14 protein-coding genes are annotated in these 14,414 nt (G+C 58.3%); 5 read left to right on the top strand and 9 right to left on the bottom strand.

What is annotated here, in order from left to right:
- Nucleotides 1–335: 335 nt before the first annotated feature.
- Both DOS48_RS27935 and DOS48_RS27940 read right to left on the bottom strand, forming a co-directional pair.
- On the bottom strand, nt 336–1,145 hold the full coding sequence (locus DOS48_RS27935) for an enoyl-CoA hydratase/isomerase family protein (protein WP_168654312.1): 810 nt from the start codon (nt 1,143–1,145) through the stop codon (nt 336–338).
- Nucleotides 1,145–2,029, bottom strand: coding sequence for a 3-hydroxyacyl-CoA dehydrogenase family protein (locus tag DOS48_RS27940; RefSeq protein ID WP_168654313.1), 885 nt, complete (start codon nt 2,027–2,029; stop codon nt 1,145–1,147). The genes DOS48_RS27935 and DOS48_RS27940 overlap by 1 nt, the downstream gene beginning before the upstream one ends.
- A gap of 97 nt (nt 2,030–2,126) precedes the next feature.
- Here DOS48_RS27940 and DOS48_RS27945 point away from each other — a divergent pair, with 97 nt between their 5' ends.
- Nucleotides 2,127–3,269, top strand: coding sequence for a thiolase family protein (locus DOS48_RS27945; protein ID WP_168654314.1), 1,143 nt, complete (start codon nt 2,127–2,129; stop codon nt 3,267–3,269).
- Nucleotide 3,270: 1 nt separating this feature from the next.
- On the opposite strand, the gene DOS48_RS27950 is transcribed toward DOS48_RS27945, so the two are convergent.
- Both DOS48_RS27950 and DOS48_RS27955 read right to left on the bottom strand, forming a co-directional pair.
- Complete coding sequence (locus tag DOS48_RS27950) at nt 3,271–4,707, bottom strand: zinc ribbon domain-containing protein (protein WP_168654315.1); 1,437 nt, start codon at nt 4,705–4,707, stop codon at nt 3,271–3,273.
- Nucleotides 4,704–5,876 (bottom strand): thiolase domain-containing protein, encoded by a 1,173-nt coding sequence (locus DOS48_RS27955; RefSeq protein WP_168654316.1) that lies wholly within the window; start codon nt 5,874–5,876, stop codon nt 4,704–4,706. The genes DOS48_RS27950 and DOS48_RS27955 overlap by 4 nt, the downstream gene beginning before the upstream one ends.
- A gap of 180 nt (nt 5,877–6,056) precedes the next feature.
- Between DOS48_RS27955 and paaK the strand changes: the two genes are divergently transcribed.
- On the top strand, nt 6,057–7,346 hold the full coding sequence (paaK, locus tag DOS48_RS27960; protein WP_168654317.1) for a phenylacetate--CoA ligase PaaK: 1,290 nt from the start codon (nt 6,057–6,059) through the stop codon (nt 7,344–7,346).
- Nucleotides 7,347–7,421: 75 nt separating this feature from the next.
- On the opposite strand, the gene paaI is transcribed toward paaK, so the two are convergent.
- On the bottom strand, nt 7,422–7,820 hold the full coding sequence (gene paaI, locus DOS48_RS27965; RefSeq protein ID WP_168654318.1) for a hydroxyphenylacetyl-CoA thioesterase PaaI: 399 nt from the start codon (nt 7,818–7,820) through the stop codon (nt 7,422–7,424).
- 91 nt (nt 7,821–7,911) lie between these two features.
- Here paaI and DOS48_RS27970 point away from each other — a divergent pair, with 91 nt between their 5' ends.
- Entirely contained in the window at nt 7,912–8,373 is a 462-nt protein-coding gene (locus DOS48_RS27970) for a MaoC/PaaZ C-terminal domain-containing protein (protein WP_168654319.1), read from the top strand.
- A 151-nt stretch (nt 8,374–8,524) separates the two neighbouring features.
- On the top strand, nt 8,525–9,979 hold the full coding sequence (locus DOS48_RS27975) for an aldehyde dehydrogenase (RefSeq protein WP_168654320.1): 1,455 nt from the start codon (nt 8,525–8,527) through the stop codon (nt 9,977–9,979).
- 892 nt (nt 9,980–10,871) lie between these two features.
- Here DOS48_RS27975 and paaD read toward each other — a convergent pair.
- From paaD to DOS48_RS27995, 4 genes are read right to left on the bottom strand one after another with little or no spacing between them, the layout of a single operon-like run.
- Nucleotides 10,872–11,306 (bottom strand): 1,2-phenylacetyl-CoA epoxidase subunit PaaD, encoded by a 435-nt coding sequence (paaD, locus tag DOS48_RS27980; RefSeq protein ID WP_168654321.1) that lies wholly within the window; start codon nt 11,304–11,306, stop codon nt 10,872–10,874.
- Nucleotides 11,299–12,135 (bottom strand): 1,2-phenylacetyl-CoA epoxidase subunit PaaC, encoded by an 837-nt coding sequence (gene paaC, locus DOS48_RS27985; RefSeq protein WP_168654322.1) that lies wholly within the window; start codon nt 12,133–12,135, stop codon nt 11,299–11,301. Before paaC ends, paaD begins: the two co-directional genes overlap by 8 nt.
- Entirely contained in the window at nt 12,135–12,659 is a 525-nt protein-coding gene (locus DOS48_RS29675) for a PacF protein (protein WP_168654323.1), read from the bottom strand. The genes paaC and DOS48_RS29675 overlap by 1 nt, the downstream gene beginning before the upstream one ends.
- 3 nt (nt 12,660–12,662) lie before the next feature.
- Nucleotides 12,663–13,604: a Phenylacetic acid catabolic protein gene (locus tag DOS48_RS27995; RefSeq protein WP_168654324.1), complete on the bottom strand. Its 942-nt coding sequence runs from the start codon at nt 13,602–13,604 to the stop codon at nt 12,663–12,665.
- An 87-nt stretch (nt 13,605–13,691) separates the two neighbouring features.
- On the opposite strand from DOS48_RS27995, the gene DOS48_RS28000 reads away from it, so the two are divergent.
- Nucleotides 13,692–14,396: a helix-turn-helix domain-containing protein gene (locus tag DOS48_RS28000; protein WP_168654325.1), complete on the top strand. Its 705-nt coding sequence runs from the start codon at nt 13,692–13,694 to the stop codon at nt 14,394–14,396.
- The last annotated feature ends 18 nt before the right edge of the window (nt 14,397–14,414 follow it).

The following is a 14,414-nucleotide window of genomic DNA, read 5'->3' on the forward strand; positions in this document are numbered from 1 at the left end:
GATCAACACTGAGACCGATGAACGTGAGATTTAGAGCGTCTCTAACAGTAGATTTGATGAGAGTGAACAACAGCTTCAGGGAACTGTGGCTGTGAACTCCGTATCTTGAAGAAGATGCCGCCTAGGACTCGCCTCGAGGCTGATGAGAGTCCGGCCAGTACGCTAACCGTCTGTTGTTCACATTAAATAAAGATCAATACGTTCGAATAACTAGAACAAGCTCATAGGGACAAAAAGTCCGAAAACCGTTGTACAGTCGGCTTCGCTACGTCAACAAGCACAAAAGTTGCTGTTCGACACTGTAGAACAACTGTACCACTAACACCGCGAGATAGTCAGCCGCTGGGCCACTCGGGGTCGCGGTCCTCGAAGAACGCGTCGATGCCCTCGTTCTTGTCGCCGGTGGCGAACAGTTGTGCGAAGAGTTCTGCCTCGTACTCGATGCCTGTCTCAAGATCCATCCGGGACGCAGCCTTGACGGATTTCTTAGCGAATTCGAGCGCGACAGGGCTTTTTTCTGCTATAGCGGCGGCGAGGTCGTACACCCGGTCGTCGAAGCCGTCGTCGCCGTAGACTTCGTCGACGAGGCCGATGTCAGCGGCTTCCTCGGCGTCAATAAGTTCACCCGTGAGGATGAGTCGCATCGCGTGGCCCTCACCGACCAGTCGTGGAAGCCGTTGGGTTCCGCCGCCGCCTGGCATGATGCCGAGGTTGATTTCGGGCTGACCGATTTTCGCGTCCTCGTGTGCGATGCGGAGATCACACGCCTGAATCAGTTCACAGCCCCCGCCGAGCGCGTGCCCGTTGATGCGGGCGATGACCGGCATCGGGCAGTCGTCGACGCACTCGTAGACCCGCGGTCGCTTGCTGGCTTCACGCTGTTCAAGCGCGTTTCGTTCGCGGAGTTCATTCACGTCGGCGCCGGCAACGAACGCGCCAGAATCTTTAGCCCCTGTCAAGACAAGCGCGCGAAGATCGCTGTCCGGAACCTCCTCGAGCACCTGCTTGAGCTCCTGCCGGAGTTGTGCGTTAAGCGCGTTTCGTGCGTCAGGCCGATACAATTCGATGGTCGCGACCTTCTCGACACGGTCACCCATGCTGACGTTGACTGTCTCGCAGTCGGCGGCGGTCTCCTCGATAGACATTACGAGTCACCCCAGTCGCCGCTCGTGCCGACAACTTCGCCGTCTTCCCAGAGATAGAACCCTTCGCCGGACTTCTTGCCGAGCTTTCCAGCACGAACCTTTCGTTTGAGTATCTGTGGCGGTTTAAATCGCTCACCCAGCTCCTCGCGGAGGTACTCAAGAATATCGAGTCGCACGTCGAGACCGACCACGTCGCCGAGTTCAATCGGACCCAGCGGGTGATTATAACCAAGTTCCATCGCCGTATCGATATCCTCCGGTGAGGCGACGCCCTCTTCGACCATCCGCATCGACTCCACACCGAGCGCAACGCCGAGGCGAGAAGAAGCAAAGCCCGGAGAATCCATCACTTCGATGGGCGTCTTCTCGATCCCTTCCACGAACTGGCGAGCGCGCTCAACCGTCTCGTCGCTCGACTGCTCTGCAGTGACGATTTCGACCAGTTTCATAATGTGGACCGGATTAAAAAAGTGTAACCCGACTGCCCGGCTGGGATGGTCAAGAGCGCTGGCAATTTCAGTCAATGACAGCGACGACGTGTTTGATGCGATGATCGTGTCGGGGGCGACGTGTGACTCGACATCTGTCACCGTATCGTGTTTAATCCCCATCTCCTCGGGCACTGCTTCGATGACGATGTCTGCGTCGGTTACGGCCGACTCGAGCGATGTGGTGCCTGAGAGGCGGTTAAGCGTCGCATCGGCTTCGTTCTGTGTTACTTTGTCTCGTTCGATACCCGCCTCAAGATTCGATTCGATGGCGGCCAGACCGTCTGCGACGAACTCCTCGTCGATGTCGCGGACTTGGACGTCGTGGCCGGCCATGGCCGACACTTGGGCGATGCCGTGGCCCATAGTACCGGCTCCGAGTACAGCTACTTGCATCATTTACAGCGACAGTACCGAAGAACAAAAACATTGCTTGCCCGCCACGCGCCAGCCAGTGATTTAATATCACACCCACAATAGAGTCTAGTCACTGATGGCCGATCCAAAATACCGGGCCGTTATCGTTGATGCCGTCCGGACACCGCAGGCGCGGAAAGATGGCTCTCTCGCCAGACCGTACCCCGAGGACCTCATCACCACAGTGCTAGACGCACTCGTCGATCGAACCGGCGTTCCTGCCAGCGATTGGGATGACTTCCGACTGGGCTGTGCGAATCAAGAGGAAGAACAGGGCCGAAACCTCGCCCGGCAAGCGCTGCTCGCCGGTGGATTCCCCGAGACCGTCCCCGGAGCGACAACTACCCGACTCTGTGGCTCATCGATGACTACCCTCACCGACGCCGCCCGTGCTATCGAGACGGGAGACGGCGCAGTCTACCCCATCGCTGGCGTCGAACAGATGAGCCGAATTCCCTTCTCGGATTGGCTCCACCCCGCCATCCAGGAGCGCTACGACGCCGACCGACTCTCGATGGGCCAGACTGCCGAGACCCTCGCCCGTCGACACGGCATCACCCGTGACGAGCAGGACCGCTTCGCGCTGCGCTCACACAAACGGGCCGTTGCGGCCGCTGAGAGTGGCCGGTTCGACGACGAAATCGTCCCCGTCGGTACCGGCGACGAGACGGTCGAGAAAGATACGACGCCCCGACCAGACACCTCAATCGAGTCGCTGAGTGAACTGCCGACGGTGTTCCGCGACGACGAGCGCGCGTCGGTGACGCCGGGCAACGCGTCGCCGCTAACAGATGGTGCCGCAGGGATGCTCGTCACTTCTGAGGCGTACGCCGAAGAGCACGGACTGGATCCTCTCGCACGTGTCGAAACGCGCGCTGTCGCCGGCGTCGACCCGTTGGTGATGGGTAGGGGCCCAATCCCGGCCTCACGGACCGCACTCAAGAACGCTGACATCACGATGGCCAACATCGATCTCGTGGAACTCAACGAGGCTTTCGCCGCACAGAGTCTTCACTGCATCGAGGAACTCGAAATTCCCGACGAGAAGGTGAACGTCAACGGTGGCGCAATCGCACTTGGACACCCGCTTGGGTGTTCGGGGGCGCGCATCTCGACGACGCTACTGCACGAGATGCAAAGACGAAGAGCCGACTACGGTCTCGCGACGATGTGCGTCGGTTTTGGGCAGGGCGTAGCGACGGTTTTTAAGCGACTCTAACCTAGCGTCGCGTCTCGCTGACCTGCATCTTGAAGCCGTATCGGATAACATCCTCCTGTGAGTAGATACGTCGAACCGTGGCGTCGACAGCCGTCCCGATGTCGACTTTCGTGTCACCGTTAAGCACCTGCGAAGCGACGCTAACCGTCTCCTTGCCCTTGGGGCCGTCGAGCGCGACGACGGCGCTAACGAACGGCCCACTCTTCGACTGCTGTTCGACAAACTCCGGCGGCGCGCCGCCTTGTGCAATAGTAGTCACTGCCTCAACGGTGCCGGTCCCGGGCAGCTCGACGGCCTCGAAACTCACCGACCGCTCGTTACACTGCTGGCAGGCACCGTCTGGCGGGAAGTTCAGCGCACCACACGCCGAACAGCGACCGGCGACCAGCCGGTGGCGTTGGTTGATGGTCCGCCGCCAAGAGGGGACGCTAACGTACGCACCGCCACCTTCCGGCTCGTCGCTTGTGATCTCGCCTCGACGCCGGAGGTACTCGGCGTAGGACAGTTCGGTCTCGCCATCAACTGCGCTCGCGACCGGGACCGGCCCCTCAAGGAGGATGGCGTTTGCGCCGGCGCCGCTGCCATAAGCCGCAAGGAGGAGGCGCTTCGTGTCTTCCATGAAGGCCGTCGCAGCACCGATGAACACACTCGCCGCGCCGGTGTCCCCGAGCGAACTCACCGTCTCCGCGGCGGCGATGGTCTCGGCGTCGATACCGAGCGCTGCGGTCGCTCGATAGGGGAGCTTTCCGTCCGGTGACTGGACTGCAGCGGCACCTACGTCTTCGAGTGAGTCGTCCAGTGTGTCCACGGCGCCGCCCAGCGTCGTGGTAAACGCCTCGCGGTCATATTGAGTCACGCCTAATCCCGTAGTTTTGTCGTCGCCGCCGGTTCGGAACCGCGTGCCTGGGTAGGTATCAACGTGAGATGTGCGATCGAGGACCTTTCCGGGACCGTCGCCGTCGACGACCAACGCTGCGCTACCGGCACCCGCAGCGTGTTCAACGTCGCTGTCGGGAGCACCTTTTGGACAGTCGCTGATGATGACGAGGCCGATTTTTTCGCCCCAAGGGCCAGCATCGAGCGCCCCGTTGAGTGCTTGTGCGCCGACGCGGGTGCTGCCTGTCATCGTCCGTGTGGTCACGCTATCGGGGACACCGAGGACGTTCACCAGTCGCGCGGTGAGGTCCTCTTCTGCCATCGGCGGCGATGTCGTGGCGAAGGCGAGATGGCACACGTCCGCGCCGCTGTAACCGGCGACATCGAGCGCGCGTTCGGCTGCCTCAACGCCCATCGTAAGCGCGTCCTCGTCGGCCTCGGGGACGGCTTTCTGCTTGACGCCGGCCGCGTTGAAACTGCCCCATGCGTCCTCGAACTCCTCGGCTACGATGCGGAGTCTCGGCGTGTAGGCGCCGATAGCCGCAATCTGTGCATCGGTCATCGTGCCACCTCCCGTTCAAGAACGTGTACGACCGCGCCGCCACCGCTCCCGCCGACGTTGTGTGTCAGTCCGAGTGTGGCGTCTTCGACTTGGCGGTCACCGGCCTTCCCGCTAAGTTGTTTGAACGCCTCGGTGACCTGTCCAGCACCCGTCGCGCCGATGGGGTGCCCCTTCGACTTGAGGCCACCGGAGGCGTTGACCGGAATCTCTCCGTCGAGTTCCGTCTTTCCGTCCTCCAACATACTGGGGGCCTTACCCCGGTCACAGAACCCGAGATCTTCGTATGCCAGCAGTTCTGCGATGGCAAAGCAATCATGCACCTCCGCGAAGTCCAGATCGCCGGGGTCGATACCGGCCTGATCGTACGCGCTTTGTGCGGCCGACTCCGATGAAGAGATAGCAGTGTAGGTGTCCCGTTGGAAGAGACCGACTCGCTCGCTGGCCGCACCGACACCGGCGACGCGGATGGGGTCGTCGGTGTACTGGTCGACTACGTCCTCACTGGCGACGAGTACCGCTGCGCCACCGTCAGAGGTCGGACAGCAGTGATAGAGATTAAGCGGATCTGCGACGACGGGCGCGTTGACCGCGTCCTCAAGCGAACACTCGAAGCCGAGGTGTGCCTTCGGGTTTTTTGCGCCGTTTGCGTGGTTCTTTACTGCCACCATCGAGAGGTGTTCGGTTGTCGCGTCGTACTTATCCATATAGGCGGAGGCCATCTGTGCGTAAACGCCTGAGAAGGTGGTTCCGGTCAGGCGTTCCCACTCTGTCTCACCGGAGACGCCCAGCCAGTACTTGGTCACGTCGCTGCTCATATCGGTCATCGATTCGACACCGCCGCCGATAGCAACGTCAGCCATCCCGCTCTTGACCGCCTGGACGGCCTGTCGCACGGCGTACCCGGACGCGGCACACGCGTTCTCAATACGGGAACTCGGAATCCCGTGGAGGCCGGCATGCTCGGTGGCGGCCGGACCTGAGAGACCGAGCTGGCGGCCGCCGACACCGAGAGAACCGACGACGGCCTCGTCTATCTCGTCGTCGTCGATTCCGTTGGGAACGCTACTGACGGCCGCTGCCACGGCGGATGTAAATAACGATCGGTAGCTCTTGTCGGGCATCGCACCGAAGGGTGTCTGCCCTGCGCCGATGATATACGCATCTCGCATAGCTACCCCTTTCGGAGGTGCCGGAAAATAGCTTTTCCTCCGAGAACACCTCTTACCGCCGGATTTTGAATTGGTCGCCACCGTGTGAGAGTCCGAATCGTGATGACACAACACCTCCCAGATATCAGAGAATTATACCCAAACAATTTTTATGATAGGTGTGTAGTCATACACCTACAGATGCCGTATAAAGAAGTAGAGGCCTCAGACCGCGAAGAACTGCGCGAACTACAGGCCGAACGGCTCCGCGAAACGGTCGAAAACGCATACGAGAACGTCGAGTTCTACAGAGAACAGCTGGACGAGATGGGTGTCACGCCTGAGAACATCCAGAGCGTTGAGGACGTCCGAAAGCTCCCAACAACGACAAAAGAGGACTTCCGCGACGAGTACCCCGACGGACTCTTCGCAGTTGACAGCGAGAACGTTACACGCCTCCATGCCTCCTCTGGGACTACCGGCAAGCCCAAGATAGTCGCTTACACTGACGACGATATCGAGGTCTGGAGCGAAGCCGTCGCTCGCTCACTCGCCGCCAGCGGTGCTAAGGCGGGCGACACGATCCAGAACGCCTACGGCTACGGGCTCTTCACGGGTGGTTTGGGACTCCACTACGGTATCGAAGAGCTGGGAGCGACCGTTATCCCCATCGGCGGTGGCCAGACCCAGCGTCAGGTCGAACTGATGATCGACCTCGAAAGCGACGTATTCACGTGCACCCCGTCCTACGCACTGTATCTCGCCGAGACAGCTGAAGAGATGGGCCATGACCCCGTCGATCTGCCGATTTCGACCATCATCTTCGGAGCGGAGCCCTGTACGGATCCGATGCGTGAGGAAATCGAAGAGCGCCTCGGCGTCAACGGTATCGACATCTATGGCCTCTCAGAGATCGTCGGCCCCGGCGTCTCTTGTGAGTGCCACGAAGCACAGGAAGGGCTACACATCTGGGAGGACCGCTTCCTTCCTGAAGTCGTGGACCCTCACACCGGCGAACCAGTCGAGGAAGGCGAAGAGGGTGAACTCATTCTCACCACACTCAGTAAGGAGGCGCTCCCGGTGCTTCGGTACCGGACCGGCGACCTGACGACGCTGAACTACGAGGAGTGTGAATGCGGTCGGACGATGGTTCGGATGGACAACGTCACTGGCCGGGCCGACGACTTGCTTATCGTCCGCGGGGTGAACCTCTACCCCAGCGAAATCGAACACGTCATTCTAGATCTGGACGGTATCGCCCCGCACTACCGTATTGATCTCTACCGTGAGGGGAGTCTCGACGTTATGGAACTGACCATCGAGATGAAAGAGGGAACCACGCAGAGCCGCCAGTCGCTTGAGGCCGAGATTACCGAACGCTTGGAAAACGTTCTGCAGTTCTCGCCTGACGACCTCGATCTGGTGGAACCAGGCGGCATCGCCCGCTCGAAAGTCGGAAAGGTCCAGCGTGTCTACGATCACCGCGAGTGATACCGCCCGAGGACTGCTCTCGGAGGCTGTCTGTGGAAGCTTAGGGTAGACACCACCCCAACCCAGTTCTGTGCGCTATTCCATCCGGTAGACGCGACCTCTGAACGTTGCAATTCGATCGTCACTCTCATCCGCAACTTCGATTTCGTACTCGGCGGTTTTTCCCGCTAAATGCGTCTCGTTAGCAGTTGCTGTCAGTGTCTCGCCGACATCAACAGCCTCAAGATAAGAGATGTTTGTCTCCAGTGCGACGGCCGTCGTGCCATGAGAGTTTGACGCCGCCGCAAACGCAGCATCAGCAAGTGAGTAGATAGCGCCGCCGTGAGGTGTCCCATGGAAGTTCAACAAGTCCTCGGTGACGGTCAGTTCGGTCCGGGCGAAGCCCGAATCAAGTTCGATGAGATCGATACCAAGCGTCTCGCAGAACGCATCCGACTTGATGCGCTCGCGGGTCTCATCAGAGGCTCTTGACATACGGTCTCACGTATCACGAGCCGCGATAAATACGTGTCGGAGCGGGAAACGGGAGTAAAGTTATCTAGCTGGCCTGAGCAGTCCTTGAGGTATGCCGTACAGTTACGAGCCACATCACTTCGAGGACTTCGAAGAGGGAGAAGAATTCATCAGCGTCGGCCGCACCGTCACGGAATCAGACTTCGTGATGCACTCAGCGCTGTCAGGTGACTGGACCGAACTCCACACTAACAAGGAGTACGCCGAAGAGCAGGATTTTGGTGAGCGTATCGCCCATGGTCCGATGACATTCGTCCAAGCGACCGGATTCGTCTACCGGACCGGCATCGTTGAGCGCACAGCCTACGCCTTCCTCGGAATGAACTACATGGACCTCCCGAACCCGGTCAACATCGGTGACACACTCCAGTTGGAAATGGAAGTCTCCAACAAGAAGGGAGTCGGCCGTGAGGACGTGGGACTAGTCGTTCTCGACACGGAGATGGAAAATCAAGATGGAACCACTGTCTTTGAGGGCGATATGAAGTTCCTCATTAAGAGAAAAGAGGAGTAGGCACACAAATTCCGACGGACGAACCGTTGGGCCGCCACCTGCCTGTGATCGACGGTCGAAGGTTGGTCTAGAACTGTCTCTATGGGCTATTGCGAGTGTTGTAGGGAGTCTAACAACAAAAACTAATACGCCGTACACTAACCGTTTCTCCGTGAGTAAGTACTCCGGTCCCACAGACCTGTATATCGGCGGCGAATGGCGCAGCGCAAACAGCGGTGAGACCATCAGTTCGGTAGACCCAGCCAGCGAAGAGGAATACGCGACGGTCCAGAAGGCCGATGAGTCTGATGTTGACGACGCTGTTCAGGCGGCAGCGGCCGCCGCCGAGCGCAGCTCCGAGTGGCGCACGATGGATCCCGATGTACGTCGTGAACACGTCCGGGGAATGGCCGATGCCATCGAGGCGATGAAAGATGAACTCACGTTCGTCGAGTCGCACGACAACGGCAAAACGCCGTTTGAGGCTGGGTTGGAAATAGACATGGTCATCGACACGTTCCGGTATTACGCCGGCTGGTCGGATAAGATCAAAGGCAGCGAAATTCCTGTTTCGGACTCCCGACTCAACTATACGACGCGTGACCCGGTCGGCGTCACCGCCCACATCGCCCCCTGGAACTACCCCTTCCAGCTAGCCGGCCGCAGCATCGCGCCAGCGCTGGCGACGGGCAACGCAGTCGTTCTCAAGCCCTCCAGCGTCACGCCGCTATCGGCGTTATACTATGCGAAAGCCGCAGAGAAAGCCGGTCTCCCTGACGGCGTCGTCAACGTCGTCCCCGGGTCTGGATCCGGTGCCGGGAGTGCACTCGCCAGCCACGATGGTGTCGATCACGTCACTTTCACCGGGAGCACTGGCGTCGGCAAGTCCATCCAGCGGGACGCGGCCGAGGCTGTCGCCGACGCAACGCTTGAACTCGGCGGAAAAGGGCCGGCCATCGTCTTCCCGGATGCTGACCTCGATACGGCTTCGCGTGGTGTGCAGTATGGCATCTTCATGAACGCAGGCCAGATGTGTTGGGCCAACTCCCGCTTAGTCGTTCACGAGGACGTCTACGACGAGATGGTCGAGAAAATGGCCACCATCGCGGAGGGCATTCCTATCGGCGGTGGCATCGACGACGACGGCCAGATGGGGCCGGTCGTGAACAAAGAGCAGTTGGAAGACGTCCTCGAATACATTGAAATCGGTCGCGACGAGGGCGCAACCGTGGCAGCAGGTGGCAGTGTTCCCAACGAAAAGGACGTGGGCTACTTCGTTGAGCCAACAGTGCTTGCCGACGTGACTAACGACATGACTGTTGCCCGCGAGGAAATCTTCGGCCCGGTACTGTCGGTAATCAAAGTAGAGGACGAGGCAGAGGCGATCGAGGTCGCAAACGATTCGCCTTTCGGGTTGACCTCGTGTGTCTGGACCAACGACCTATCGCGTGCCCACAGAGTGGCCGACAGGCTCGACTACGGAATGGTCATGATCAACGAAACACCGAACACGTGGCCACAGACGCCATTCGGCGGCACGAAGATGAGCGGCCACGGCCGTGCTCAGGGTGAAGAAGCCATCGAGACGTACACCGAAGTCAAGAACGTCCACGTCAACCTCGGCTGACCCCGTCCGCCGCCGGTGCGTTACTTGTTCGCCCGCTTCGTAGTATTATTTTGTAATCTCACTCTCCCAGTAGGTCCATCCACCGCCGATTAACTCACGTACTCAGCGACTGTTTAATAGTTAGAATCATTTTGTTTAATGTCGGGTTTCAATATTATATTGTCTATTGAGATATTCGATGCTAGAAATTCCCCGTGATATTCACAGATGGATTTATAAGCCAAATCGATAGCTGCTATCTGACCGGAAGCCGGATACTTTTGTTGTCAATGGTATAGCTATTCAACGCGGTTGTATGCAGTGTTGGCTGTACGGTGAACGTCGATCTACAACCAGCTATCTGCGTTCCATACCCGATGAACCAATTATGTTGAACGCCGGATCAAATCGGGTTTCACTGACTGGCATCATAAGAGGAATATTAATTACACACCCAACTATTCGTTAGATAAGTCCCTGTTCAACAAGTTTGTCGCAAACACCAACCGAATTTCAGGGCTGATCGCCTGGCAAATCGGAACGGCATTACATATACTTTTTATGAAATAAAAAAGAACTATCATTTTTTAAACTATACTAATAATACTAGGTAAGCTTCCTGATCAGCAACTTAGATAGATCGCCTTCGCGTGGAATCAGCTTAGTTGAACACTTCTGTAGAGAATAACGGAATTGCGATGAGTACTACAGGCGTGAAGAGCGTAGAACTGAGCCGTCGCCGGGGCGAATCACTCGAACTTTTTGAATTGCTGAAGACACTCGTTGCAGTAGTGGATGGACTGACACCGCGATGGACCACAGGGGTGTTCTCGCTTGGTGTCGGTTGACTCGCAGTACGGGCACCTAGCACCCGTCAGTTCGCCACTAGTCGTAACACTTGGATCGGGTTCGCTCATTGGTCGAAACTTATGCCGAAGTCGCGGAGCGCATCTTTGCCCTGTTCGGTGACGAGGTCCATGGACCAGTCGGGCGACCAGACCAGACGCACGTCGGCCTTGTCAACGCCGTTGACGCTCTCAGCAGCCTGTTCAACGTCCTCAAGTATGAGCTCACGAGCGGGACACCCGCTGTAAGTCAGCGTCATGTCGATTGTCGCTTCACCGTCGTCAAGCTCCAGTCCGTAGATCAGTCCGAGGTCGACGACACTGATAGGCATCTCAGGATCTTCGACTTGGTAGAGTGCGGACCAGATCTCGCGTTCGAGCCCCTCGGCTCCGTCACCGGTGGCAGGCACGTCGCCCGTCGCACGCTCTTTCGTATCGTACTCCGTGTACGAGCATGCTTTTGCGTTGGCGTCGGCCCGTGGCCGGTCGTAATCGCTACTCATCGTCTTCAGGGTCCATGAGCTTGGTCGCTTCGTGTCGACCGAGGTTCCGGTACGAGGAGACCATCTCCTCGTACAGTTCGTCCCAGTACTCGGTGTGATTGTTGTCCCGGCCAATGGGCGTGGCCGGTTCCTCGTCCGTCGGGACGTCGAAACCGAGGTTGGTGAGGAAGTCGGTGATTCGGTCGGTCCACTCCTCGCGCATCTCGTCGAGGGTCATGGTCCGGACACCGAGTTCCACGATATCATCTTCCACATCACCAACCGGCTCGAACAAGGTCAGCGCGTACGGGTAGAGATGATCGAGCGCTTTTTCCACGCGGCGACTGGCGTCACTGTCTTGAGCCATTCGTTGCAGCCAGCTCTCGGCATGTTCGACGTGGTAGCCTTCTTCGCCCTGAATCCGGCTGGTGCGCTCACGGATGACTTTGTAACTTGAATTTTCTAACGCTGACAGCCGGATGTCCTCGGCCACGTCGTAGAGGTACGCTCGGAGGACCGCGTCTGCCCAGTCGCCCTCTTCGAAGGGAAGCTCGACGAAGGTACTGTGTTGGAAGTCCGACGGCTCGCTCTCCCAGAGCAGCGATTCTTCGGAGTAACCGAACTGTTGAATGGCATCGTACCACAGTCGGGCGTGTCCGAGTTCGTCCTGTGCGTTGTTTGCAAAGGCAAGGTCGGACTCAAGCGTTGGCGCGCGAACCTGCCAAAACGTGTAACGTTCGGCTTGGACGTACTCGTCGTCAGCCAGTCGGAACAGCTGTGCCTCAACAGCGTTTCGCTCACGCTCGGTAAGGTCATCGGCGCTGCCGAGGTCGGGTTCGGTTGCCGACATTATAGTTCACCTCGCCGGCGCTCGGCCTCAACCTGCTCACCTTCGGAGGCTGCTACCTCTTCGGCGGCAGGGTCGACGTTGTAGGTCTGTGCGAATCGGTACGCTTTGTCGGTCGTCCCGCCGAACGCAACTTGGGTCGCGTTTACTTCGCTGAGGAATTGTTCCTCGACGACCCAGAGTTCCTTGTCGTCAGGGTCGGAGAACTCCTCGAGCGCTAATGCCTTCGCACCGGCCTCGTCAGTCGCCTCAACCGAACCTGCCTCGGTTTGATATCCTTGGAAGTTCGGCGTAAAGACGACCCACACGGCAGTCTCACTATCGGCGGTCGACTTGCCCAGGTCTTCACCGGGGGAGATACTCAGTATTTTCTCTTGCGGTGCAACCCACAGCGCGTTCGTCGGTTTGCGCCGGCCGTGCTGGATGACGGCAAATTGCTTTGCCATCTCTCGGTCGGGTGCGTGCACGTCGCGACAGTATTTGAACTCACCACCTTCGTTTGACTGCCTAAAGACCTCCCAGATCATGGTCTAGTCGGCCGCCTGTGGGATCGGGCCACTGCCGGTGGTCGTCTGGCTATCCATCATGTCACGGACCCACTGCACGGCTTTCTGCGACTGTGCGCGGCCGTTGATCTGCTGTTTGCTACCGTTGTACTCGTTTTTCGAGACGGTGAAGAACTCGTCCCAGTCGAGGTCGTCCTCAACGACTTCGTAGGTTCCATCACCGTTGTCACGGATTCTCGGCTCGTCAGGGATTTCGAGCCCATACCGCTCCGCCTTGGGCATGTAGGTGTTGAGGAACGAGTTCCGGAGCTCGTCGTTCGAGGCCGTCTTCAGACCAACTTCCGACGCGAAGCCATGGTGGGTGCTCTTATCATCGGTCGGACCGAAAAATTGCAAGATGCGTGGCCACCACTTCTCGAAGGCTTCTTGTGTCATCTCTTGTTCTCTGATGGAACCATTCATCAACTCACGAAGAATGGACTCGCCGTGCTTGACGTGCATCCCCTCTTCGAAGCAGATCTTGTCCATTGCGTGGGCGTACGGCTCCCAGCTAGACTTTTTGAGCGTTGCCTGGCGACGCATTGCGGCGCCGTCGACAAAGAAGGCGATCATTGGCGTCTCGACGTAGCTCTCCATCGGGTAGTGGAAGCAGTTGAGGAACTTCCCGCGACCCTCAGCGAGGTCGTCGAGCATTTCGTCGCGAGTTTTGATGCCGAGCGCTTCGGCAGCCCGGTAGAGCATCTGCCCGTGACCAATTTCGTCCTGCGTTTTTGCGCTGAAGGCCATCTTCCGCTCTAGGCTCGGCGCTTTACGGATGAACGGGCGCTCCAAGTACGCACCCATGATTTCGCTGTTTGCATGGAATTCGAGCATCCGCGTCGCAGCTTTCCGGTACTCCTCGGGCATGTCGTCTCGTGGATTGAACGCCCGTGGACCCGCACGTTCTTTGACTTCGTCAATGTTCATGATTCATCATAAGATATTGCTTGTTACCTATTAGTCATTGTCCAGTCCATAGACGGGTTTTTTAACTTTTCCCCGACATTGTGGAGTATGATCGATGAGTGTCTGATGACCGAGTTCCGGATTGAGGGCGATGACTGCCCACTAGCCGATGCGACTCGGACGACAGGCACGGCTGTCGACGCAGCCCCGCCGCTGATTCGCAGCGACGGTAACGTGCTTCTTCGGTTCAGTTCCGCCCCTAGCGACGATCTAACGGCTTGGCTCGATGAAGACGACCGGATTCGGTATCTTTACAAATCGGACAACGGCGACCGCTACAATTATCGCTGTCTCTCTTTACATCCGTGTGTCGTCCATGAACTCATCAGCGGCGGGTTCATGGTCGAATCTATCATCTATCAAGACGGAAGCGCCATCGTGACCGGGGCTGTCGTCGGTCACGAGATCATGCGGGCGGTGATGGAAACTACCAGTGAGACCGTCGGTGTGAAACTCGAACGGGTGTATGCCCTCCGAGGCGAAGAAGAGAGATCCATAGCGAAGCAGTGGGACCTCACGCCGGCACAGGAAGAAAGCCTGCGGTACGCGGTTGCTATGGGGTACTTTACAATTCCGCGCGAGGCGACCGCCAGCGAGGTAGCCGCCGAGATGGGCATCAGCAAGTCCGCGTTCATCGAGCGACTCCATCGTGCTCAGCATAGTCTGCTCATGCAACTGTTTCCTGATATTGCGGACCGGCCGGACCGGATACGCTCAAGCGGTACCGACGATGGAATCACGGATGACAACTGAACGACGGCACGGAGAGCC

It is taken from the genome of Halorubrum sp. PV6 (assembly GCF_003990725.2).
Lineage (GTDB): Archaea > Halobacteriota > Halobacteria > Halobacteriales > Haloferacaceae > Halorubrum.